Genomic DNA, 24,533 nt, shown 5'->3' on the forward strand with positions numbered 1-24,533 from the left:
TTACGGAAATTTCAATAACAATCCTTAACCTATTTTAAGCTCACTGCCACTTTTTCGGGTGCCCATGAACATTCTTTACTCATTCGAGACCTTTTTTATTTTAATTTGTTACCTTTGTCATCAAATACGAACCGCAATGAAAACCATCCGTCACCTTTTCCTGTTGCTGGCCCTGCTATTGGGCCATTCAGGCATGCTGGGCAAGAATTACACCGTCATCATCTCGCTCGACGGTTACCGCTGGGACTATCCACAATGGTACGATACGCCCTTCATCGACTTCATGGCCAGCCAAGGCGTGGCTTCAGGACTCATTCCTTCGTTCCCCTCCAAGACCTTTCCCAACCACTACACACTGGCCACCGGCCTCTATCCCGACCACCACGGCATCGTGGCCAACGAGTTTCTCGACCCTGCCAACGGCCGCAGCTTCTCGCTAGGCACAGCTGAACAGAAGATGAATCCCGACTTCTACGGTGGCGAACCCATCTGGAACACCGCCCACCGACAGGGTAAACGCGTGGCCGTGTTCTACTGGCCGGGCTCTGATGTCAAGGTGAACGGACGCTACCCGGACAAGTATTTTCCTTACGACCAGACGCCAAGGCTCACACTTTCACAGCGCATTCAGGGTGTGCTTCAGCAGTTGCAGCTGCCTGCCCAACAGCGTCCCGACCTCATCATGGCCTACATGGAGCAACCCGATGCCCACGGACACACTTACGGTCCACAGGGAAAACGCACCCGCCATGCCGTACAGATCGTAGACTCATTGCTCCAGTCATTGTACGACGGCATCCACCTGTTGCCGGATGCTTCACACGTAAATCTCATTGTCGTTTCCGACCACGGCATGGCATGGGTGGCCCGAGACCACACCATCGGCATCCGTCAGCGGCTCCGCCCCGAGTGGGTGCGGATGGCCAGCGGCAGCGTTCCTTGCAACATCTATGTGCAGCCGGGCTGCCAAGACTCCGTGTTCCAAGCCCTTCAAGGACTTGACCACGCCAAGGTGTGGCGGCGGCAGAACATCCCCTCCTACCTGCACTACGGAACAAGCCGGCGCGTGGGCGACGTGGTGGTGTGCCCCGACTTGGGCTACGTGGTCTACGATGACAGCATCACGCCCGGGGGCAACCATGGCTACGACCCCACGTTGCAGGACATGCACGCCCTGTTCCGCGCCATCGGGCCCGACTTCCGCCATACCGAGATTCCCCACTTCCGCAACGTGGATGTCTATCCCCTGCTCTGCCGATTGCTGGGCATCATTCCCGCGCCCAACGACGGCCGGATAGACGAAATTGAGACCATTTTATATAAAAACAAATAGCATCACAAAAGGATTTGGCAGTCAAAGTCTTATCTTTGCAGCCAGAATCATAAATCCCAACTTCATCAAACAAGTCAAAAATGGAAAGAACATGGAGATGGTTTGGCAAGAACGACAGGATCACGCTTGCCATGCTGAAGCAAATCGGCGTCGAAGGCATTGTCACTGCACTGCATGATGTGCCTCTGGGCGAGGTGTGGACCCGCGAGAAGATACACGAACTGAAGACCTATATTGAGGGCTGCGGACTGCGCTGGAGCGTGGTCGAGTCGCTGCCTGTAACCGAAACCATCAAGTATGCCGGCCCCGACCGCGACCAGCAAATCGAGGTCTACAAAGAAAGCATGCGTAATCTTGCCGCCGAGGGCATCCACACCATCTGCTACAATTTCATGCCCGTGCTCGACTGGGCACGCACCGACCTGCTCCACGCGAACCCCAACGGCACAAGCAACCTCTACTTCAGCATTCCCGAGTTTGCCTATTTCGACATCCACATCCTCAAGCGCGCAGGGGCACGCGAGAGCTGGGCCGACTTCAAGACACTCGGCCCAGACGGCAAGCCCAACGGCCGAAACATCCTGAAAGAGGTGGACGAGCTGGCCAAAAACATGACTCCAGAGAAAGACCATGCGCTGATAGAGAACATCGTCATCAAGACGCAGGGCTTCGTTTCGGGCAATTTCAAGGAGGGCGACGAGCATCCGGTGGAGCTCTTCCGCGAGCTGCTCCAGCTCTATCGAGGCATCACACGCGACCAGTTGCACGAGAACATGAAGTACTTCCTCGAAGCCATCATGCCCGTGTGCCGGGAGTGCGACATGTACATGTGCGTGCACCCCGACGACCCCCCCTTCCAAATCCTTGGCCTTCCACGCATCGTAACCTGCGACGACGACATCAACTGGTTCCTCCAAGCCGTACCCGACAAGCACAATGGACTCACATTTTGCGCCGGTTCGCTCTCGGCCGGGGCCCACAACAACGTAGTCGAACTGGCCCGTAAATACGCTTCCCGCACATGGTTCGTCCATCTGCGCAGCTGCCATGTGTTCCCCAACGGCGACTTTACCGAGGCCAGTCATCTGGGCGGGCGGGCCGACCTCATCGAGCTGGCCCGCATTTTCGAGCGCACCAATCCGGCCCTGCCCATGCGCGTAGACCATGGCATGACCATGCTCGGTGACGAGGCCCGCGGCTACAACGCCGGCTACAGCTTCCTCGGCCGTATGCTCGCCTTAGGGCAGGTGCAGGGCATTCTGGCCACCGTGGACCGCGAACTCGGCATCGCATACAAGCAGCCGGGCTTCTTTGACTGACCCTTTTACAACCACACAAATGGCCGGAGGGCATGCCTTTGCCCCTGGCCGCTTCTGCCTGGAGAAACTCTACGAAACACCAATACCCAAGACATGAAAAACCTATTCGACATTCAAGACTACGTGGTAGTCATTACCGGCGGCACCGGCGTGCTGGGCCGCTGCATCGCCAAGTACCTCGCACTCAACGGAGCAAAGGTTGCCATCCTGGGCCGCAAGGCCGAAATGGGGCACGAAATCGTGGCCGACATCGTGCGTGAAAGCGGCATAGCCAAGTTCTACAAGACCGACGTGATGGACCTCGACACCGTAAGACAGAACCGTGAAGCCATCCTTCGCGACTTCGGGCGCGTGGACACGCTGCTCAATGCGGCCGGCGGCAACATGAAAGGAGCCACCATCGGACCCGACCAGAACTTCTTCGACCTCGACCCGGCACAGTTCCAAACCGTGCTCAATCTGAACCTCACAGGCACCGTCATCCCCACACAGGTGTTCCTTGAACCCATGGTCAGGCAGGGCAAGGGCTCGGTCATCAACTTCAGTTCGATGGCTGCTTTCCGCCCCATGACCCGTGTCTGCGGCTATGCCGCCGCCAAAGCCGGCATCTCAAACTTCACGGCTTACATGGCCCACGAGACGGCAAGAAAGTTCGGCGAGGGCATCCGCGTGAATGCCATAGCCCCAGGATTCTTCATCACCGAGCAGAACCGCGCCCTGCTCACCAACCCCGACGGCAGCTACACCCAGCGCGGACAGGACGTGATTCGCCAGACGCCGTTCGGACGCATGGGCAAGCCCGAGGAGCTGTGCGGCACCATCCATTACCTGATGAGCGATGCCTCCGCCTTTGTCACCGGCACGGTGGCCGTGGTAGACGGCGGTTTCAACATCTTCGCCATGTAACGTTTGCAGCCTGCTCCCCGTTGGGAGCAGGCCGCAAGCCTATTCTACCGCAATGTCAATCGTGCGCTCCAGCCGTGCCCGCTTGTCGGCCACGGCGAGCCTCAGCACGCCGGGCGCGGTGCCGGCCTGCACCGTTACGACCAGCTTGCCACTGAAAAGTTTCATCCGGGGCTGCACAAACGACTCCAGCGACGTGGCATCTCCATTGCAGATGCCGCGGAACCGCCCCGTCCCGCTCACGCTCACCTCGATTTCATCGGTTGCCGTAGGCAGCTCGGTGCCGTTCTTGTCGACCAGGCTCACCGTGACATAGGCCAGGTCTTCGCCGTCGGCATGCAGCTGCCGGCGGTCGGTCTCCAGCTTGATGCCACTGGCCCGCCCGGCCGTCTTCACACTCGTCTCGGCCGCCCGGTTGCCCTGTGCGTCGTAGGCCACGACGCGCAGTTCGCCCGGCTCGTACCTCACCTCGTCCCACATCAGCCGGTAACGGCGGGCACGCTCACGGGCCACACTGCCCGTGGCCGGCTGCTGATCGTCCACCTGCAGCCCCGCAGCCTTGCGCACGCGACCCTGCGAACGGCCGTTGACAAAGAGCTCAGCCTCGGGATAATCAGTATAAACAAACACCGGCGTGACCTTGCCCTCGCGCCCCGGCCACGTCCAGTGGGGCAGCACGTGCAGCGTGTGATCCTGCCGGTTCCACTCCGAGCGGTAGAGCCAGTAGCGGTCTTTGGGTAGGCCCGCCAAGTCCATAATGCCGAAGTAACTGCTGCGCGAGGGCCAGTATTCATCGTAAGGCGTGGGCTCGCCCAGATAGTCATAGCCCGTCCAAACGAACTGTCCGATGTCGTAATCCTTGTCTTCTTCGGCCATGAAATCCTCCTCGGGCAGGTTGCTCCACGAGCACCACTCCGTGTCGTAGCTGGAACATTGGCCGTCGGCATAGGCGCGGGCCACCTGGAAAACCACGGGAAACTTGTACACGCCACGCGAGCTCACTGTCGACGCCGTCTCCGAACCGAGCAGGAACCGCTGGGGCAACTGTCGCAGATTGCGATCATACTTGTACACCCGGTAGTTGAATCCCGGCACGTCCATCACCTGTGCAAAGCCCGACTTCAGCGCGGCCTCGGCGCGGTCCATGCCTTGGGTGACGGGGCGTGTAGGGTCGAGCCGGTGGCACAAGTCCTGCAAACGGCGGGCAATGTCGCGCCCCTCCTCGCTCCACTGCTCGGGTATCTCGTTGCCGATGGACCACATCACCACCGAGGGATGGTTGCGGTTGGCCAGCACCAGCTGGGCGATGTCGCGGTCGCTCCACGCGTCGAAGAAGCGGGCGTAACCGTTCCGGCACTTGGGATAACGCCACATGTCGAAGCTCTCGGCCATCACCATCATGCCCAGAGAATCGTAGATTTCCATCTGCATTTGCGAGGGCATGTTGTGCGCAGTACGTATGGCATCGGCCCCCATGTCCTTGAGTTGCTTCACCTGGCGCACCAGGGCGGCCCGGTTGACGGCGGCTCCCAGCGGCCCCAGGTCGTGGTGCAGGCACACCCCCTTGAGCTTGCGGCTCACGCCGTTGAGCCTGAATCCGTGCACCGAGTCCACGCTCACCGTGCGCACGCCCGTCTTCATCACGGTCTGGTCCACCAGCCGACCGTCCTCGTACAGGGCCATCTCCACCTTATATATATAGGGCGACTCGGGCGACCACAGATGCGGACGGGGCAGCACAATGTCGGCCGCGGCCCGTCCCTGCCCGTCCACGCCCACATGAGCGGCCCGCTCCACCCAGCCGCCAGGGTGCATCACCGACACCTCCACGGCCAGATTCTGCCGCCCGCCGGCCCCGTCTATCTGCGTCTCCACCTGCAGCGTGGCCTCCTGCGGGCTGGCCGCCACAGTGCGCAGGGCCGTGGCCCAAGGGTCGATGGCCAGCCGGGGCGTCAGCGTAAGCCTCACCGGCCGGTAGAGTCCGGCCCCGGGATACCAGCGGCTACTCTCCTCTACATTCTGCAGATGCACGTCGATGCGGTTGTCGCCCGCGTGCAGCAGCGATGTCACATCCAGGCGGAACGGCGTGTAGCCATAGGCCCAGCCGCCGGCCCGCCGGCCGTTTACATAGACCTCGGGCTCGGCCATGGCCCCGTCGAACTCGAGCAAGGCGCGCCGTCCGGCCAGTTGCGGCAGACTGATGGTGGTGGTATAGTGGCCCCGGCCTATCCAAGGCAGGGCACCCGAACGGCCCGACTTCTCGGTCTTTTCCTTTTCGCCATTCTGCTCGATGGCCACAATCTGCAGGTCCCACTTCTTGTCAAAGGGCCCCTCGATGGCCCAGTCGTGGGGCACCGACACCGGCTTCCAGTTGATGCTGTCGCGCGAAAAGTCCCACGCGCGCAGCTCATACACCTGCCGCTGCTGGGCTACGGCCGTGAGCGGCAAGGCCAGAACTGCCGCCAACCAGAGTGAAAATTTCTTCATGATGGTTTTGATTCGTTAGCAATATGCCACAAAGTTAGTGAAAAATAAATGGAAATCAGGGCTCCTCCAAAAAAAAGAGAGCTTTTTCTTGCCGTTTCAAAATTTTATCTTATCTTTGCAATCGTTATCCTGAAAACAATCTTTTTGCCTTGATAAAGGCTAATACCTATTGAAGAAGAGAAGCGGCAGCCTGTGAAGGACGCCGCTTTTTTGTTTGCCCACACCTGGGCGCCGCTCACCCGCGACAAGGTCGCCACATTGCCTCAAAACGGTAGAAAAACTTACTTTTTCACACTTTCTTATTAAAAAAACTTTCTTTTTGCTTGTTTTTCAAACAAAAAGCTATACCTTTGCAACCAGTTTTGAGGCTGCCTCCAAGGGCAGAAAGAATGACGATTATACACAATTAATAAACACATCATTATGAAAGCAACCGAAGTTGTAGAGAAATTGCAGCAGCGTTTTCCCAATCAACCTGAGTACATTCAGGCAGTAAGCCAGGTACTCGGAACCATCGAGGAAGAGTACAACAAGCATCCGGAGTTTGACCGCGCCAACCTGATTGAGCGTCTCTGCATCCCCGACCGCGTCATCCAGTTCCGCGTAAACTGGGTGGACGACAAGGGCAACGTGCAGACCAACATGGGTTACCGCGTGCAGCACAACAACGTTATCGGCCCCTACAAGGGCGGTCTGCGCTACCATGCCTCCGTGAATGTGAGCATCTTGAAGTTCCTCGCCTTCGAGCAAACGTTCAAGAACTCGCTCACTACCCTGCCCATGGGCGGTGCCAAGGGCGGCTCCGACTTCTCTCCCCGCGGCAAGTCGAATGCCGAGGTGATGCGCTTCTGCCAGGCTTTCATGAGGGAGTTGTGGCACTACATCGGCCCCGACTGCGACGTGCCGGCCGGCGACATCGGCGTGGGCGGACGCGAAGTGGCCTACATGTTCGGCCAGTACAAGGCCCTGACCCACCAGTTTGTGGGCATCCTCACCGGCAAGGGGCAGGAGTTCGGCGGCTCGCTCATCCGTCCCGAAGCCACCGGTTACGGCAACGTGTACTTCCTGGAGAACATGCTCAAGACCAAGGGCATCGACCTCAAGGGCAAGAAAGTGCTCGTGTCGGGTGCGGGCAACGTGGCCCAGTACACCATCGAGAAGCTGCTCCAGCTGGGTGCCGTGCCCATGACCTGCTCCGACTCGGACGGATATATCTACGATCCCGACGGCATCGACGAGAAGAAACTGGCCTACATCATGGAGCTGAAGAATGTGGAGCGCGGCCGCATCAAGGAGTATGCAGAGGAATATCCCAATGCCAAGTACGTGGCCGGCGCCAAGCCTTGGTTCGAGAAAGCCGACATCGCCACGCCCTGCGCCACGCAGAATGAGATAAACGGCGAGGCTGCGCAAGCCCTTGTCGACAACGGTGTGATAGCCGTGACCGAAGGTGCCAACATGCCTTCTACGCCCGAGGCCGTGAAGATTTTCCAGAACAACAAGATACTCTACTGCCCGGGCAAGGCCAGCAACGCCGGCGGCGTGGCCGTGTCGGGCCTGGAGATGAGCCAGAACTCGGAGCGACTGAAATGGAGCCGCGAGGAGGTGGATGCCAAGCTGCACGACATCATGAACGACATTCACGAGAACTGTGTGAAGTATGGCACTGAGCCCGACGGCTACGTGAACTACGTGAAAGGCGCCAACGTGGCCGGCTTCCTCAAGGTGGCCCGTGCCATGATGGCCCAGGGCATCGTGTAACCCGACCGCCGCAACGACCCTCCGCAACGCCCCCGGCCAGCAAGGACAGGGCGGCCAGCATCATAGAAGCGCACCTCCATGGAGGTGCGCTTTTTTGTTGTTACCCGCGCGAAAGCAGTGTTTCCGCGCTGCGTTCCCGGCGTAACCGCAAGACCGTTGCGGTGTAATCGCAAAGCCGCTACGGCGTAATCGAACCGCGATTTCGGCCTGAACGCGCGGCCGTTCCAGCGTTGCCGTGCGGACCACACGGAGCCGTCGGTCGGCGGCCGCCGTCATTCGGCCCCAAGGACGGGGCCTCCACGCCCATGCCGCAGCCCCAAATGCAGAAAGCCCCAACCCGGCCAGTTGTCGGATTGGGGCTTTCTGCAGAGCCGCATCATGAGCTGCGGCGGGCAGCAGAAGCAGGGCAAACCTACTTGATGATGCCCTGCTCTACAAAGATTTTCTTCAGAATCTGCACGCCGCGCTCCACATGTTCCTCCGTGTGCGACGCCATCAGGGCAAAGCGCACCAGCGTGTCGGCGGGGGCACAGGCAGGCGGAATCACCGGGTTGATGAACACGCCGTCCTCATAAGCCAGCTTGGTCACCTTGAAAGTCTTGTCGATGTCGCGCACGTAGAGCGGGATGATGGGGCTTTCCGTATCGCCAATCTCGAAGCCCTCCTCGCGGAAACGCTTGAGCGCATAGTTGGTCACGTCCCACAAATGCTGGATGCGCTCGGGCTCGTTCTGGATGATGTGCAGGGCCTCAAGGGCGGCAGCCGTGGCGGCCGGCGTGTCGCTGGCCGAGAAAATATAGGTTCGGCTCGTGTGGCGCAGGTAGTTGATGGTGTCCCAGTCGCCGGCAATGAAACCGCCGATGGAGGCCAGGCTCTTGGAGAATGTGCCCATGATGAGGTCCACCTCGTCCTGCAAGCCGAAGTGATGGCACACGCCACGTCCCTGCTCGCCGAAGACACCGAGGCCGTGTGCCTCGTCAACCATGATGGAACAATTGTACTTATGTTTCAGCTCTACTATCTCGGGCAGCTTGCAGAGGTCGCCCTCCATGGAGAACACGCCGTCCACCACGATGAGTTTCACGGCCTCGTGCGGCAGCTTCTGGAGCACGCGCTCCAGGTCGGCCATGTCGTTATGCTTGTAGTGCAGCTGGGTGGCGAAGCTCAACCGGCGGCCATCCACGATGGAAGCATGGTCGCGGTCGTCGCAAATCACATAGTCGCCGCGCCCCACCACGGTGGGGATGACACCCGAATTGACGGTAAAGCCCGTAGAGAAACAGAGGGCCTCGTCCTTGTGCTCAAAGGCGGCCAGCTCCTTTTCGAGCTGCACGTGAATGTCGAGCGTTCCGTTGAGGAACCGGCTTCCGGCACAGCCCGAGCCGTATTTGTCCAAGGCTCGCTTGGCGGCCTCTATGACACGGTCGTCGCCCGTAAGGCCCGTGTAGGCATTGCTACCGAACATGAGCACCTCGTGGCCGCCCATGGTGACCTCCGGTCCCTGCTTGCTGGTGATTTCTCTAAAATAAGGATACACGTCCGCCTCCATGTATTGCTGAGGCACACGATAGTTTTTGTATCTGTCTTGTAACTGTCCCATTTCGATAAATAGGTGTAGAATCTCTACAGTGTGATGTAATTAGGCTGCAAAGGTACGAAAAAGAAGTCATACGGGGAGCAAAAAACGGATAAATCATCAAAATATTAAAAAACAAGCATGCAATGAAGAAGAAATCCTCGGAAAACCCTTATATTTGTGCCAAGAATTGGTTATCGCATGAAAAAGAGCATTCTGTTCATCATCAATCCCATTTCCGGTACTGTGAGTAAAGCACGCATACCCGATGCCATCGAGCGTTTTCTGGATAAGGACAAGTTCGACTACGAGATACAAGAAACCCAGCATGCCGGCCACGCCACGGAGATAGCGCGCGAGGCCGCCGGGCGGGGCACGGATGTTGTAGTGGCCATTGGCGGCGACGGCACGGTAAACGAGGTGGCGCGTGCCATCGTGCACACGCGCACGGCACTGGGTATCATTCCCTGCGGGTCGGGCAACGGGCTGGCCCGCCACCTGCTCATCCCCATGAGCGTGCGCAAGAGCATCGACGTCATCAATGCGTGCGACATACACGAACTGGACTACGGTGTCATCAACGACTACCCTTTCTTCTGCACCTGCGGCATGGGTTTCGACGCCTTTGTGAGCCAGAAATTTGCCGAGTGCGGCAAGCGCGGCCCCATCTCCTACGTGCAGAAAGTGCTGGAAGAGGGCGTGCGCTACAAGCCCGAGACCTACGAAATACGCGAGGACGACGACACCATGCGCTACAAGGCATTCCTCATTTCGTGTGCCAATGCCTCGCAATACGGCAACAATGCCTACATAGCCCCACAGGCTTCCATGAGCGACGGCCTGATGGACATCATCATCATGGAGCCATTCGACGTGCTGGAGGCACCGCAGATTGCCATCGACATGTTTGGCAAGACGCTGGACAAGAGCTCCAAAATCAAGACTTTCCGCACCAAGCGTCTGCATATTCACCGCTCGCAGCCGGGCGTGATCCACTACGACGGCGAGCCCGTAATGACGGGTGCAGACATTGACATACACACCGAAGAGAAAGGCATTCGCATCCTGGTGAACCCCAACGGCGACAAAAACATGCGGCGGCCCAACATGATTCAGACGGCCGCGGCCGAGCTGTTCAACGAAATCAACGACATCCGCGACGGCATAGCGCGCCACTCGCGCCGTGGCATCGCCCTGACACGACTCATCCAAAAACGCATCGAACGCACGCTGCCAAGCATTTAGCATGGGTCGGCGACATACTATCTGATGTAAAAATCTTTAGTCAGTTCTTGATACCAGTCGCTCCGCGACCCGTCGGGGTTGAGCAGCGTGTGCACGGCACGCTCCACCGTCTCTCCGTGCAGCCGGTGAAAAGCCACCAGGCAGCGACGCACAGGCTTGCGTTGCGTAGTTCTCAAACCCACCCTGCGGGAGAGACAAAGACCTGAAAGATAAGCATCAGCAACAAACTGTTCCACCACCTCTGCAGGGACAATGGCACTCAGCTCGCCGTCGGGCGTGAGCCATCGGACGGCAAAGCGGAACAGCACGGCGAAAGGCAGGTTCTCGGCATGACGGGCCATGCGGCGGCCGGCATCCGGATTCTTCTCGCCGTTCAAGAAAAATGGCGGGTTGCTCACGATGGCCTCATAGGGGCCCGAGGGCTCGAAATCCTGCAAGGCAACGGGCCACACCCCTACCCTGCCCGCAAAAGACGAGGCCGAAAAGTTCTCGGCGGCCTGGCGCGCAGCCGCGGCATCAATCTCCACGCCCTCTATGCGGGCCTCGGGGAAGCGTTGGGCCATCATGAGTGAAATGAGTCCCGTACCCGCCCCGACGTCGAGCACGCGCCTCCCACCATGGGCCCACGCCCCCAGCAACACGCCGTCGGTGCCCACCTTCATGGCGCAGCGGTCATGAAAAATCGTGAACTGCTTGAATTGAAAACCGTCTGTCATCTGTCCCTTAACGCCGAAAACGCCGTTTTGTTTCATGCCGAACAGGCCTAAAAGGCACTTTTCCGGCCTTTCTTTCTCCCATGCGCCGCCGCAGCTTCATTTTTATTTCGCGAAGCCACGAGAATGTGCGGGAATATTCGTACCTTTGCACACTAATCATGAAGAGTATCAACTCAAGCGAGTTTAATTCGGGGCGGACGCAGCCCCACAGCATCCGGCAATGAGTAAAAAGCAAAATACTTCTATCCAAATGTTCGCCGATTTCGACGGCGACATCTCCGCACTCCTCAACACCGAAGCCCCCGCCGAAGTGCCCATACTTGCCACACGCAACATGGTGCTCTTTCCGGGCGTGCTGGTGCCCATCCTCATCGGCCGCAAGGCCAGCATGAATCTGGCCAAGAAGCTCAGCAAAAACGGCAGCGACAACCTCTGCGCCATCTTCTGTCAGAAGAACTCTGACATCGACGTGCCCTCGGCCAACGACCTGTACGGATATGGCGTGTATGCCCGTCTGGTGCGCATCATCGAGATGCCCGGCCAGGAGAACGTGACCACCATCTTCCAGTCGCTGGGCCGGTGCCGCCTGGAGAAGATTACCGCCACAAGGCCTTTTTATCGCGGCATGGTGAACGCCGCCCCCGACGTACTGCCCGACGAGGCCGACAGGGAGTTCCACACGGTGCTCGACGACCTGCGTGGTTCCACCGAGGAACTCATCAAAAACAGCGAGGAAATTCCCGACGACATGCTGCTGACACTCAAGAATCTCAGCAACGATGTGATGTTTGCCAACTTCGTGTGCACCAACCTGCCTTTCTCGGTGAAAGACAAAATCAAGCTCCTCACCATCGACGACATCAAGGAACGCGTCATCGAACTGCTGAAGATTGAGTACCGGGAGTTGCAGCTGCAACAGCTGAAGAACCAGATTCGACAGAAGACACGCGAGGATCTGGACGAGCAGCAGAAAGAGTATTTCCTGCAGCAACAGATGAAAAACATCAAGGAGGAACTCGGCGGCGCCGAGGGATCGCCCGAGAAACAGGAACTGCTGGAAAAGGCCAAGGACATGAAATGGCCGGAAGAGATAGGCAAGGTGTTCAGCAAGGAGCTCGACAAGCTCGACATGTTCAACCCGCAGAGCCCTGAATACAGCGTGCAGCTGAACTATCTGCAACAAATGACAGCCCTGCCCTGGGGAGTCTACACGCAGGACAACCTGGACCTGAAACGGGCGCAGAAAACCCTTGACCAGGACCACTATGGCATGGAAAAGGTGAAGGAGCGCATCCTGGAATACCTGGCTGTGCTGCAGTTGCGCGGTGACCTGAAGTCGCCCATCATCTGCCTCTACGGCCCCCCGGGCGTGGGCAAGACGTCGCTGGGCAAGAGCATTGCCGCCGCCATGAAGCGCAAATACGTGCGCATGTCGCTGGGCGGGCTCCACGACGAGAGCGAGATACGCGGACACCGCCGCACCTATGTGGGGGCCATGCCGGGCCGCATCATCAAGAGCATCCAGAAAGCCGGGGCCTCCAACCCCGTGTTCATCCTCGACGAGATAGACAAGGTGACGCAGAACACCATCAACGGCGACCCGTCTTCGGCCCTACTCGAAGTGCTCGACCCGGAACAGAACGCGGCTTTCCACGACAACTTCCTCGACGTGGACTACGACCTCTCGAAAGTGCTCTTCATCGCCACGGCCAACGATCTGAACACCATTCCCCGGCCGTTGCTCGACCGCATGGAAATCATCGAGGTGTCGGGCTATATCACCGAGGAGAAGATAGAGATTGCCAAGCGCCACCTGCTGCCCCGCGAACTGAAGAATACAGGCCTCGACACCAACGAGCCGAAGATTAAATTCACGAAGCAGGCCTTGGAAAAGGTCATTGAACAGTACACCCGTGAGAGCGGCGTGCGCCAGCTGGAGAAGCAGCTGAACAAGGCCATGCGCAAGATGGCATTCCGTAAGGCCATGGACGGCACGCTGGAAACCACCAACGTGACGCCCACCGAGATAGAAGACCTGCTGGGCAAACCGCCTTTCTATCGCGACATCTATCAGGGCAACGCCTATGCCGGTGTGGTGACAGGACTGGCCTGGACCAGCGTGGGCGGCGAGATACTCTTCATCGAGACCTCGCTGTCCAAGGGCAAGGCAGGCAAGCTGACGCTCACCGGCAATCTGGGCGACGTGATGAAAGAGAGCGCTGTCATCGCCCTGCAATACGTCAAGGCCCACTGCGACAGCCTGAAAGTGGACTACCGCATCTTCGACAACTGGAACATCCATATCCATGTACCCGAGGGTGCGACGCCCAAGGACGGCCCCTCGGCCGGCATCACCATCGCCACTTCCATCGCCTCGGCCATCACCCAGCGCAAGGTGCGCAAGAACGTTGCCATGACAGGTGAGATTACGCTGCGCGGCAAAGTGCTGCCCGTGGGCGGCATCAAGGAGAAGATTCTGGCCGCCAAACGTGCCGGCATCACCGACATTCTGATGTGCCGTGACAACCGCAAGGACATCGAGGAAATACCCGAGAAGTACCGCAAGGGCGTGGAATTCCACTACGTGGAGAACGTGCAGGATGTGTGGGATTTCGCCCTGACCGACGAGGTGGTGAGCAATCCTGTGGACCTGACCGTGCGCGAGGGGCAGGAGTCCCGGCGCGACAGCCAGGCTACGGAGGTGGTTGAGCTGAAAAAGAAATAGGCCATGACATTTGAGTTGCAACACACCGACAAGGGCAGCGACGCCCGCACGGGCCTCATCACCACCGCCCACGGACAAATCAAGACTCCGATTTTCATGCCCGTGGGCACCTGCGGCAGTGTCAAGGGAGTGCACTTCAGCGAGCTGCGCGAGCAGGTCAAGGCACAGATTATTCTGGGTAACACCTATCATCTGTACCTGCGGCCGGGGCTCGAAGTGCTGCGAGCTGCGGGCGGTTTGCACGGGTTCAACGGCTGGGAACGCCCCATTCTGACCGACAGTGGCGGCTTCCAGGTGTTCTCGCTGACCGGTATTCGCAAGCTGCGCGAGGAGGGTTGCGAGTTTCGTTCGCACATCGACGGCTCGAAACACATCTTCACTCCCGAGAACGTGATGGACACCGAGCGCGTGATTGGCGCCGACATCATGATGGCCCTCGACGAATGCCCGCCGGGCCAGAGCGACTACGCGTATGCCAAACGCTCGCTGGCCATGACCCAACGCTGGCTCGACCGCTGCATCCGCCGCTTTGACGAGACGGAGCCTCTCTACGGCTATCAGCAGAATCTCTTCCCCATCGTGCAAGGCTGCACGTTCAAGGACCTGCGACGCGAAGCCGCCAAATTCGTGGCCGACAAGGGGGCCGAGGGCAACGCCATCGGAGGATTGGCCGTGGGAGAGCCCACGGAAGTGATGTACGAGATGATTGAGGTGGTGAACGAAATCCTGCCCAAGGACAAGCCGCGCTACCTCATGGGCGTGGGCACGCCCCAGAACATTCTCGAGGCCATCGAGCGTGGCGTCGACATGTTCGACTGCGTGATGCCCACCCGCAACGGCCGCAACGCCATGCTCTTCACCTATGAGGGCACGATGAACATGCGCAACAAGAAGTGGGAAATGGACTTCTCGCCCATCGATTCGGACGGTTGCGACACCGACCGCATCTATACCAAGGCCTACCTGCACCACCTGTTCAAGGCCCAGGAACTGCTGGCCATGCAGATTGCCAGCATCCACAACCTGGCTTTCTACCTGCGGCTCGTCGGCGATGCACGCCAGCACATCGAGCAAGGCGACTTCGTGCAGTGGAAGGCTTCGGTCGTCGACCGGTTGGGACAGAGAATCTAACGGAGGTTCACGACGCTTTAGACATCAGCCATGAAAAGTTACAGCAAACTACGCAGACACATCAAGCGCTACAAGGCAAGACGCTGGCTGAGCCGGCATCCGGCCTGGTTTCATCGGCTGTTTGCATGGACAGACCGGCACACCCGGGGGCTGCAGAGGGTCTGCAAGTGGATGGGACGCAAGCTGAACTTCCTGCGGCGGCTGAACCCGCTGCGGTATATCAAGCGCATAGACAGGTATATCATCAGGAAGTTCATCGGCACCTACTTCTTCTCCATCCTCCTGATTATCTCCATCTCCATCGTCTTCGACGTGAACGAGAACCTGGCCAAGTTCTCAGAGTACCATGCGCCGCTACGGGCCATCGTGTTCGACTATTATGCGAACTTCGTGCCCTACTTCGCCAATCTCTTCAGTGCGCTCTTCGTTTTCATTGCTGTGATTTACTTCACCTCGAAGTTGGCGGGCAACTCCGAAATCATAGCCATGCTGGCTACAGGCATCTCGTTCAGGAGATTGCTGCGCCCCTATATGATTTCGTGCGTGCTCATCGCAGGTATGTCGTACTATCTTTTGGCCTATGTCATCCCCCACGGGACGGTCATCCGGCAGAACTTTGAGTCGATGTACAAGAACAAGAAGAAGAACACTTCGGCCGAGAACGTGCAGTTGCAGGTGGGGCGTGGCGTGATTGCCTACATCCAGCACTACGACAACACCACCAAGAAGGGCTACGGATTCTGTCTGGACCGCTTTGAGAACAAGAAGCTGGTGTCGCACCTCACGGCCATGGAGGTGCAGTACGACACGGTGTCCGACTCGAAGTATCACTGGAAACTGCGCAACTGGAAAGTGCGCCGGCTGCAGGGGCTGCGCGAGCACATCACCAGCGGCATGGAGAAAGACTCGCTCATCCAGATGGAGCCCACCGACCTGGTCTACTCCAAAGGACAGCAGGAAACCTTTACTTCGCCCGAGCTCAAGGACTATATCTCGAAGCAGATAGACCGTGGCTCGAGCAATGTGGTGCAGTATCAGGTGGAGTATCACAAGCGCATCGCCTCCTCGTTTGCCGCATTCATCCTGACCATCATCGGGGCTTCGCTGTCGTCGCGCAAGCGCAAGGGCGGCATGGGCATGTACCTGGGCATTGGCCTCGCCCTGAGTTTTGCCTACATTATGATGCAGACGGTGTCGGCCACGTTTGCCATCAACGTCGGGTTCCCGCCCATGCTGGCGGCGTGGGTACCCAACATGGTGTTTGCCATCATCGCTTTCATCTGCTACCGGCATGCACCCAATTAACAACAAGAAGAATTTAAAGAACATGAAATTTGAAGAATTAGATTTGAACGATAACGTTCTCGACTCACTCTATGACATGCAGTTCGAGGACTGTACACCCGTTCAGGAGAATTGTATTCCTGAGATTTTGAAAGGCAACGACCTGCTGGGCGTGGCCCAGACCGGTACCGGCAAGACGGCCGCCTACCTGCTGCCCATCCTGTCGAAACTCGACGATGGCGGCTACCCCAAGGATGCCGTGAACTGCGTCATCATGTCGCCCACACGCGAGCTGGCCCAGCAGATAGACCAGGCCATGCAGGGATTCTCCTATTATGTGCCGGGCGTGTCGAGCGTTGCCGTATATGGCGGCAACGACGGCAACCGTTACGACCAGGAACAAAAGAGCATGCGACTGGGGGCCGACGTGATTATTGCCACCCCGGGCCGCCTCATCTCGCACATCAGCATGGGCAACATCGACCTGAGCCGCGTGAGCTTCTTTGTGCTCGACGAGGCCGACCGCATGCTCGACATGGGCTTCTCTGAAGACATCATGAAGATTGCATCCAAGCTCCCCAAAACCTGCCAAACCATCATGTTCTCGGCCACAATGCCCAAGGATATTGAGAAGCTGGCCCAGTCGCTGCTCAAGAATCCCGCCGTGGTGAAGCTGGCCGTGAGCAAGCCCGCCGAGAAAATCAAGCAGAGCGCATACATCTGTTACGAAACGCAGAAGCTGGAAATCATCAAAGACATCTTCAAGGCCGGCGACCTGAAACGCGTCATTGTCTTCTCGGGCAGCAAGCAAAAGGTGAAGCACATCAACCAGGCCATGCAGCGGCTGCACATCAACTGCGGTGAGATGCACTCCGATCTGGAGCAGGCCGAACGCGACGACATCATGTTCAAATTCAAGAGCGGACAGATCGATGTGCTCGTAGCCACCGACATCGTAGCCCGTGGCATCGACATCGACGACATTGCCATGGTCATCAACTACGACGTGCCCCACGATGCAGAAGACTACGTGCACCGCATCGGCCGCACGGCCCGTGCCGAGCGCGACGGCGTGGCTATCACCATGGTAAACGAAGACGACATGTTCGCTTTCCGCCAGATAGAGAAGTTCCTGGAGAAAGACATTCTGAAGAATCCGCTTCCCGAGGGTTGTGGCGAAGGGCCGGAATACACCACCTCGCGCCGTCCGGGCAAGACCTCGGCCAAGAGCCGCCGCCGCAAGGACCGCGACAACACCGCACACCGCGATGCCAAGCAGCATGACCGTGCGCCCCGCCGCGGTGACCGACAGAAACAAAACAATGACCGTCAGAAACCGAACGACGATGCACAGAAGCAGGGCGGCACGCAGCAAAAACAAGACAACGCCTCTCCCAAAAGCGGAGACAGGGCCAACAAAGCCGGTCAAGACCTGACCAACGACCAGCGTCAGGGACAGGACGCTGCACCCAACAAGGAGCAAGGCGCCAACCAGCGAGGCAACCGGAGGCGCAACGGGCAGCGTGGCAGCAACCGCAACGCCGACAACGGCCAGCATGCCGACCGCAATCCCAACGCCGAAAGACCGGCTGTCGACGAGAACCGGCAGAGGCGTCGCAACAACAGCCGCAAGCCGAAAAACCGTCGGCCCAACGCCGAGAACGGCAGTCGCCGCAACGACAAGGCTGCAGCTGCATCAGCGCGCACGGAAAAGAACGACGGCGGCATCAAGTCGTTAATCAAAAAGCCCTTGAAATGGCTCAGGTCATTAGGCAAGAAATAAGCTCGGAAAACAAGAAAATACAAAAGGCATCGGCCGTCTGTAGACGGCCGATGCCTTTTTCGTTAGCAGTTCTATTCCTGGGTATAGACCCACAACACCCCCAGACTCACCAGCGCGGCCAGCACGCACGCCAAGATGTAGAGCATCTTGACAAACTGCTTACGCCGCTGCACAACCTTGAGCTGATACTCCTTAAAGAGGTCGGCCTCATCCTTGTGATGGTGGCGGTGGCGGCGATGATGATGGTGCGCCGCCCGTTCTATATTCTCTGTCATAAGTTGAGAATCGTTTTAATGAATGCTTGATGGATAACTTTTCGTGGTGCAAAGCTACTAAATATTTTGCAGAATCGCGCCGTCTTCACCCTTTTTTTCGGTTTTCCTCCGCCTTTGCACGGTCTGTCTGTACTACGGCTTCGTCTGTCTCACGGCAGTTTTCGATGCGGAGCCGATATTTGTCGGTACAGCTGATACGCATGATGCGACGGGGTGATAGGCCGTCGTCCGCCAAGGCCAATGCGGCATGCCCCATCGTCATGCGCAGGTTGAGCTCCACGCAGGGATGCACCAAGAACCTGCGCCCCTGCCGCACCACCATCATGTCCACTCCGAACCGGCCCTGATAGCATCCGCCGAACGCCTCGCCCAGCACCTCGGCAATGCGTTTCCGCAGCTGCCGAATCAGCTGCACGCTGACATACCGCACCAACTGCTCCTCCTTGCGCTCCTCGGTATCGACCACATTGCCCACATAGGCTCCATTCACCGTATGGAAGAGCGACAGACCGCTGTAGTCCACCCCGCCAAGCCCGTCGCTCACGAACTCCATGCCGAAATCCACCACCTTATTATAATAAGGCTCGGCCATCAGGCAGCCCTGCCGCTCCAGCACATGGGCAAACCAGTTGGCCAAGGAAGCAGGAAGTGCAGACCCATGAACTTCCTCCACCAAGCTCTCGGACACATATCTCACGCCCCGCCCGCTGCTGCTCCATGGCGACTTGAGCACGAGGCCGCAACCCGTGCGGGCAACTTTCCGCATCTCGTCGACCCCGTGCAGCGTCCACGCTTCGCCCACCGTGCCTGGCAGTTCGACAAGCCTGGGCAACAGATGAACGGCCGCCCAGCCGCGATGGCTCATCTGCCTGATTTGCTCCAATGCGGCCGGTGTGGACAGCCACGAAGTCGAAACGCCGCACTCGCACAGCAGCTGCCGCACCGCCACGTCCCATCCCCAAGGACGAATCTCAATACCCTCGCCTTTCACGGCACGCATGAGCCGTGTCAGTGTGGCCCGGTCAACAAACATAGGCCGTAGCGGCAACCCCAGATGGCGGAAGCTCTCGGCGGCTGCCCCAACGTCGTCCACCAGCACCATATCGCCCGGTTCGGCCCACAGCGCGGGCAGAAATCCCAGGTCATGACGCAGCTGCCGGCCGGCATGCGGAGGCGTGAAATGCGCCAGGTTGGCCGCAAGAGCCATGTCGTGTTCAGGGTTGAAGATATGCAATTTGGTCATTATTCACTTGTCTTTTCCAGTCAAAATATCGCTGTATTCGGCAGCCATGAGCAAGTTCACTCTATACTCACCGGCTATATTTTCTGCAAAGTTACGAAAGAAAGCCAGAATTTCGCTTGATTATTCTCACATTCTCTTGCCCGTTTCGCAAACATTCGTTAACTTTGCAGCGCATTTTAAATATATGTACCCACAACATCCATACACGAGCGAGCGCGGAGAGCGGCAGGGAAAGACAACTTTTCCTGCAAATTTTTCGTCGAATTGTTTGGTAGTTCCAAATAATTTGCTACTCTCTCTCTCTCTCTCTCTCTCTCTCTCTCTCAAGCCACTGGCGTAACCTCTCTCTAAAACACTTACGCGTACGCGCGCGAGGCGAACCACGCGCAACCCCAATAGGCAAAGGACTCCCCGGAGTTTCCTTTGCTCCACTTTTCGTGCCCTTTTCGCAGCCGGACGAAAAGGGAAATAAGCAGCTTTTAAGCACTCAAAAAGCAAGTTAAATCCAAACTAAAATGAAGCGTATAAACATGAAAACAAAAAAAGAGCAAGACAAGCACAGGCAACCCTATGTCTGCCCCAACTGCGAGGTCGTCGCCGTGGAGAACGAAAACACCATCCTTGCCGGCAGTCCGGCAGTTCAGCCTGGTGGTGGAGGCCCCGTAGGCAACAAAGGCAGCGTCAGCATCGAGGGCCCAGTGGAGGATGACGACGACACGGAAATCTCCGGAGCCAAAAAGTCCACCGTCTGGGACGCGTGGGAAGAGTGATAAAAGTAAAAGAGTAAAAGGTGCTGTCGCGATCCCTCCTTTCCTCTGCGCCTCTGCGTGAGCCATACTCGTGTAGCTCCCACGCAGAGACGCGGAGGAAAGGAGAAGCAGGAACGGAGCCACTCTTAAGACAAGCAGACCATTAAGAAAACAAGCAAGTGAGTCAGCAAGCAAGCTGACAAGTAGACAACGATTAAACAACAAGCAACAACCATGATAAGATTCAAGGAATATTTGGAGCGCAGGGCCCGCAGGGCGGCGTTCATGAGTGTGTGCCTTGCGGTGCTCGCAGTTTTCGGCGGGCTCTTCCTCGGCTCGTGCGCCAACGAGGATTTGGGCAAAGACAATGACAAGAATGGAGGCGACAAGGGAGCCGCCGTAAGCTTCAACGTGAGCGAGGCGCAGAACGATGCACAAAAGGCCGCCGCCAAGACCATGCCGGGCATGCCCGTGACGCGCGCGGCGTTCAGCGAGCAGCTGGGCATGATGAACCTCACACCCGAGGACCTCACCACACAGAGGCTCTCCGTGCAGGGAGCCGCCGGCACCGACCTCTGCCTCATCGAGACCACCACGCCCGGCGTCAATCCCATGCGACAGGACAACCGCACGATGACAGCCCGCACGGCGGCGACCACAGGCAAGGAAGACACCGATGCTGCGACCCGCGCCAACATCACCACGATGACCACTTTGGGGCACTTTACCACCATCGGCTACCGCGGTACATCAGCAACCAGCATCAGCAACACACCGTGGTTCCATGACAAGGACACCAACCCCGACGGCACCCTCGTCAGCCCCATCTACTGGTCATTTCAGATACCCTACGGCAAGTTCTTCGCCATTGCCCCGCGCGAGGCCTCAAGCTACGCCAGGCTCAAGCTCTCGCCCGACACCCATGCCGGCACGCCCTACGTGGACTTCGAGGTGGAGCCGAACGTGAAGAAACAGAGAGGCCTCATGACGGCCTGCTCGGGCGTGGTGCAGTATGCCACGCAGTTCGTGCCTCCCACCACCAACCTCAAGTTCCGCCACGCCCTGACGGCCGTGCGCTTCAAGGTGGGCCAGAACCTGTCGTACAGCAAGACCATCACCAAGGTGGAAATCATCGGGGCCATGGGCAAGGGCCGCTACACGCTCTCCGCCGACGAGACCGGCACGGGGGCGGCATGGAGCAACCTCTCTGCCCCGCAGACTTTCACCCTCGGCGGCGACGGCACGGTGAACGTGAGCACCACGGCAGCCGTGAACAATATCATCATGGGAAAGAACAACGACAACTACACGTTCTACATGATTCCGCAGCCGCTCTCTGGTGTGCAGGTAAAAATATACTTCAACAACAGCTCCACCCCGGCTATCACTGCCAGCCTTTCGGGCACATGGAAGCCCGGCACGACGAAGACCTACGCCCTCTCGCAGAACACCTCCGACTGGCAGTACCAACTCACCGTGACCTCGCCCGCAGCCATAGCCTACGACCAGACCACAGCCGGGGCTTATACCATCACTTCCTACCGCACTGACCCAGCCACCAGTACCCAGCAGCCGGTGAAATGGAAAGTCGTGGGGTATCAGGAAAGTGCCGACGGCGGAGCAACCTGGGGCAGTGAAACGCAAACGAAACCCGCATGGCTGACCGGCCTCACCATCGAGGGCGGCGACGGCGGCACGTCTGCCGAGAGCGGCTCCGCCACGCTCACCAAGGACATCACCGATCGCCTCGCTCTCTACAACAAAGTATTGCAGGATGCCACACCGAAAGGTTCTGCGGGCAACCACTGGAACCTTGCCAACGCTACGGGTGGAGCCTCCGTAGAGAACACGGCCAACTCCTATCTGATCTCCGCTCCCGGTTACTATCGTATTCCGCTGGTATATGGCAATGCCATCACGGGTGGCACCACCAACAGCCATGCCTACATCAGTCAAGCACCGACCGGCACGCCGAACGAATCATATATACTGCGCCATTTCAAGGATCACGCTGGTCAAGACATTACCTCTCCCTATATCAACGTGCAAAACACCGGTAATCCTGCCACGCAGGCAGGTATTGTGTGGACTGACCAAAGCGGTATCGTAGACGGACTGTCCGTAACGGGTAGTGGGAATAATTCTTTTGTCAATTTCCATATTCCTGCCGATAAAATTCGTAATGGCAATGCTGTGATTGCCGTAAAGAATGCTTCGGGCACAGTGATGTGGTCCTGGCATCTGTGGTTCGAGCACGACGACGTGCTTACTACCATTCCCTACACCAACCTCCAAGGTGTCACTTATAACTTCACCAAGCAAACTTTGGGCTTCGCTTATCGTAAATGGATCGGTTCTGCTTCCGACCAGCCCCGCGTAGCGCGTATCAAGGTGGAGCAGGAGATCGCCAACAGCGGTATCAAACAAACGGCGTTTATCAACATCACGCAGAATCCCGGTAGTGTCAAGGAGATTTCCTCCACGTTATACCAATTCGGGCGTAAGGATGCTCTCCCCGGTACAGACGCCATTGCTGACGGTTCTTTCACCCCTAACGGTGGTGACAATATGTCTATCCAGAATGGCATTCAACATCCTGAAACGTTCTACACCCAAGGTTCAAGTTGGTATAACGGTTACAATCAATACAATCTCTGGTCAATGGACAACACCACAACCGGCTTCAACGACAACGCTGTCATTAAAACCATCTACGATCCCTGTCCTGCCGGCTTCAAGATGCCCGCCAGCAATGCCTTCACCGGTTTCACAAAAACAGGTAACAATACAACTACTCAATCCAACCTCAACATCTCCGGTGCTTGGGATTATGGATATAATTTCAACAACAAAATCTCTTCTCCCAACGCCACCGTCTACTTCCCCGCCTCGGGGCGTCGTGACAACATCGATGGTTCGTTGTACAGCGTGGGCAACTTCGGCTACTATTGGGCGGGTGTTCCGTACTACGCGAGCCTCGGGTGCAACCTGAACTTCGGCTCAGGGCGCGTGAGCCCTCAGTACGGCGGCACTCGGTCGTACGGCGGCGGTGTCCGTCCCGTCTCAGAATAATCCAACAACCATTCGATTACAGGGCGGCCTTGAAAGCCGCCCCGTCAAAACCGACAAAGGATGGACATATGTGGAGATATCGGGGTATGGTTCATATGGATCGTAAAAAGCTATGCTCCGTAGGCTAAAAAGCTATGCTCCTTGCCGTAAAAAGCATAGCTCTTTACAGCAGGGAGCACAGCTCTTACAAAACAATATATTAACCCATTAAAAATCAAACAGTTATGGCAGTAAAGTACAAACTCTACCAAGAGAAGCGGGCCTCAAGCGCCAACTTCGGCAAATGGTACGCCCGCGCACTGGTGACGGACGTTGTGAGAATGGAAGAAATCAGTCAGGAAATTCAGGACAACACCACGGCCAAGCAGGCCGACGTGTATGCCGTGCTCAAGGAGCTGGTCAACGTGATGGGCCGACACCTAAGAAACGGCGACCGGGTGGTACTCGACGGCTTCGGCTCGTTCAAGGTGGGCCTGAAGACCACGGCAGCCGCCACCGCCAAGGACTTCACCCCGGCCAAGAACATCACCGGCGCACGCCTGAACTTCCAGCCCGAAACCCACTGGACGGCCACCGACAAGACCCGCCGCAAGCAGTTCATCCAAGGCATCGAGGTGAAGCTGGCGGATGACAAGAAGACCGGCGGTGCGGCCGGAGGAGGAGCATCGGGTGGTGGTGCATCGGGCGGATGAACACGACACACCGTATCGGATTGAAAAGACAACGACCAACAACCATAAACAACGCTGCGCCACGGCATAAATGTTGTTATCCGTTGTTACCCGTTGTCTTCCACGGCATAAATGTTGTTATCCGTTGTTTCCAGTTGTCTTTGCCAACCCACTAATGACAGTTGTATGAATGGACACGCACGGGGTGCCGGCCATCCCTTTACACAGACAAGGTAGCTACAATACACCTCTATATCGTG

At 57.8% G+C, this 24,533-nt stretch carries 17 protein-coding genes; 12 read left to right on the plus strand and 5 right to left on the minus strand.

The genetic code is table 11. The features are described from left to right. The first annotated feature begins 136 nt into the window (after positions 1-136). The 3 genes from PREDE_RS03930 to PREDE_RS03940 all read left to right on the plus strand — a co-directional run bounded on the left by PREDE_RS03930 (position 137) and on the right by PREDE_RS03940 (position 3,558). Positions 137-1,333, plus strand: coding sequence for an alkaline phosphatase family protein (locus PREDE_RS03930; RefSeq protein WP_015298453.1), 1,197 nt, complete (start codon positions 137-139; stop codon positions 1,331-1,333). 80 nt (positions 1,334-1,413) lie between these two features. Further along, a complete protein-coding gene (gene uxuA, locus PREDE_RS03935; protein WP_005844326.1) occupies positions 1,414-2,652 on the plus strand; it encodes a mannonate dehydratase in 1,239 nt (412 codons plus the stop codon). Between the two features lie 93 nt (positions 2,653-2,745). Then, entirely contained in the window at positions 2,746-3,558 is an 813-nt protein-coding gene (locus PREDE_RS03940; RefSeq protein ID WP_005844328.1) for an SDR family oxidoreductase, read from the plus strand. Positions 3,559-3,597: 39 nt separating this feature from the next. Here PREDE_RS03940 and PREDE_RS03945 read toward each other — a convergent pair whose 3' ends face one another. Further along, positions 3,598-6,042, minus strand: coding sequence for a DUF4982 domain-containing protein (locus PREDE_RS03945; protein ID WP_005844330.1), 2,445 nt, complete (start codon positions 6,040-6,042; stop codon positions 3,598-3,600). Between the two features lie 423 nt (positions 6,043-6,465). On the opposite strand from PREDE_RS03945, the gene PREDE_RS03950 reads away from it, so the two are divergent. Continuing rightward, on the plus strand, positions 6,466-7,803 hold the full coding sequence (locus PREDE_RS03950; protein ID WP_005844335.1) for an NADP-specific glutamate dehydrogenase: 1,338 nt from the start codon (positions 6,466-6,468) through the stop codon (positions 7,801-7,803). 412 nt (positions 7,804-8,215) lie between these two features. Here the strand turns inward: PREDE_RS03950 and spt are convergent, their stop codons facing one another. Continuing rightward, complete coding sequence (spt, locus tag PREDE_RS03955; RefSeq protein ID WP_005844337.1) at positions 8,216-9,403, minus strand: serine palmitoyltransferase; 1,188 nt, start codon at positions 9,401-9,403, stop codon at positions 8,216-8,218. A gap of 177 nt (positions 9,404-9,580) precedes the next feature. Between spt and PREDE_RS03960 the strand changes: the two genes are divergently transcribed. Further along, positions 9,581-10,624: a diacylglycerol/lipid kinase family protein gene (locus tag PREDE_RS03960; protein ID WP_015298454.1), complete on the plus strand. Its 1,044-nt coding sequence runs from the start codon at positions 9,581-9,583 to the stop codon at positions 10,622-10,624. Between the two features lie 17 nt (positions 10,625-10,641). On the opposite strand, the gene PREDE_RS03965 is transcribed toward PREDE_RS03960, so the two are convergent. Beyond that, positions 10,642-11,340, minus strand: a complete 699-nt coding sequence (locus tag PREDE_RS03965) for a tRNA1(Val) (adenine(37)-N6)-methyltransferase (RefSeq protein WP_235777472.1) — start codon at positions 11,338-11,340, stop codon at positions 10,642-10,644. A gap of 220 nt (positions 11,341-11,560) precedes the next feature. Here PREDE_RS03965 and lon point away from each other — a divergent pair, with 220 nt between their 5' ends. From lon to PREDE_RS03985, 4 genes are read left to right on the plus strand one after another with little or no spacing between them, the layout of a single operon-like run. Continuing rightward, entirely contained in the window at positions 11,561-14,065 is a 2,505-nt protein-coding gene (gene lon / locus PREDE_RS03970; protein ID WP_005844344.1) for an endopeptidase La, read from the plus strand. A gap of 3 nt (positions 14,066-14,068) precedes the next feature. Further along, entirely contained in the window at positions 14,069-15,196 is a 1,128-nt protein-coding gene (gene tgt, locus PREDE_RS03975) for a tRNA guanosine(34) transglycosylase Tgt (protein WP_005844346.1), read from the plus strand. Between the two features lie 30 nt (positions 15,197-15,226). After that, positions 15,227-16,501, plus strand: coding sequence for an LptF/LptG family permease (locus PREDE_RS03980; RefSeq protein WP_005844348.1), 1,275 nt, complete (start codon positions 15,227-15,229; stop codon positions 16,499-16,501). 22 nt (positions 16,502-16,523) lie between these two features. Continuing rightward, positions 16,524-18,263 (plus strand): DEAD/DEAH box helicase, encoded by a 1,740-nt coding sequence (locus PREDE_RS03985; RefSeq protein ID WP_015298456.1) that lies wholly within the window; start codon positions 16,524-16,526, stop codon positions 18,261-18,263. Between the two features lie 71 nt (positions 18,264-18,334). Here the strand turns inward: PREDE_RS03985 and PREDE_RS03990 are convergent, their stop codons facing one another. Both PREDE_RS03990 and PREDE_RS03995 read right to left on the minus strand, forming a co-directional pair. Beyond that, on the minus strand, positions 18,335-18,538 hold the full coding sequence (locus tag PREDE_RS03990; RefSeq protein ID WP_015298457.1) for a hypothetical protein: 204 nt from the start codon (positions 18,536-18,538) through the stop codon (positions 18,335-18,337). 85 nt (positions 18,539-18,623) lie between these two features. Then, positions 18,624-19,781: a hypothetical protein gene (locus PREDE_RS03995; RefSeq protein WP_005844354.1), complete on the minus strand. Its 1,158-nt coding sequence runs from the start codon at positions 19,779-19,781 to the stop codon at positions 18,624-18,626. Positions 19,782-20,296: 515 nt separating this feature from the next. On the opposite strand from PREDE_RS03995, the gene PREDE_RS04000 reads away from it, so the two are divergent. The 3 genes from PREDE_RS04000 to PREDE_RS04010 all read left to right on the plus strand — a co-directional run bounded on the left by PREDE_RS04000 (position 20,297) and on the right by PREDE_RS04010 (position 24,294). Further along, positions 20,297-20,551, plus strand: a complete 255-nt coding sequence (locus tag PREDE_RS04000) for a hypothetical protein (protein WP_015298319.1) — start codon at positions 20,297-20,299, stop codon at positions 20,549-20,551. A 213-nt stretch (positions 20,552-20,764) separates the two neighbouring features. Further along, a complete protein-coding gene (locus PREDE_RS04005) occupies positions 20,765-23,602 on the plus strand; it encodes a fimbrillin family protein (RefSeq protein WP_015298458.1) in 2,838 nt (945 codons plus the stop codon). 224 nt (positions 23,603-23,826) lie between these two features. Then, a complete protein-coding gene (locus PREDE_RS04010; RefSeq protein ID WP_005844360.1) occupies positions 23,827-24,294 on the plus strand; it encodes an HU family DNA-binding protein in 468 nt (155 codons plus the stop codon). The last annotated feature ends 239 nt before the right edge of the window (positions 24,295-24,533 follow it).

The organism is Prevotella dentalis DSM 3688, from assembly GCF_000242335.1.
GTDB lineage: Bacteria > Bacteroidota > Bacteroidia > Bacteroidales > Bacteroidaceae > Prevotella > Prevotella seregens.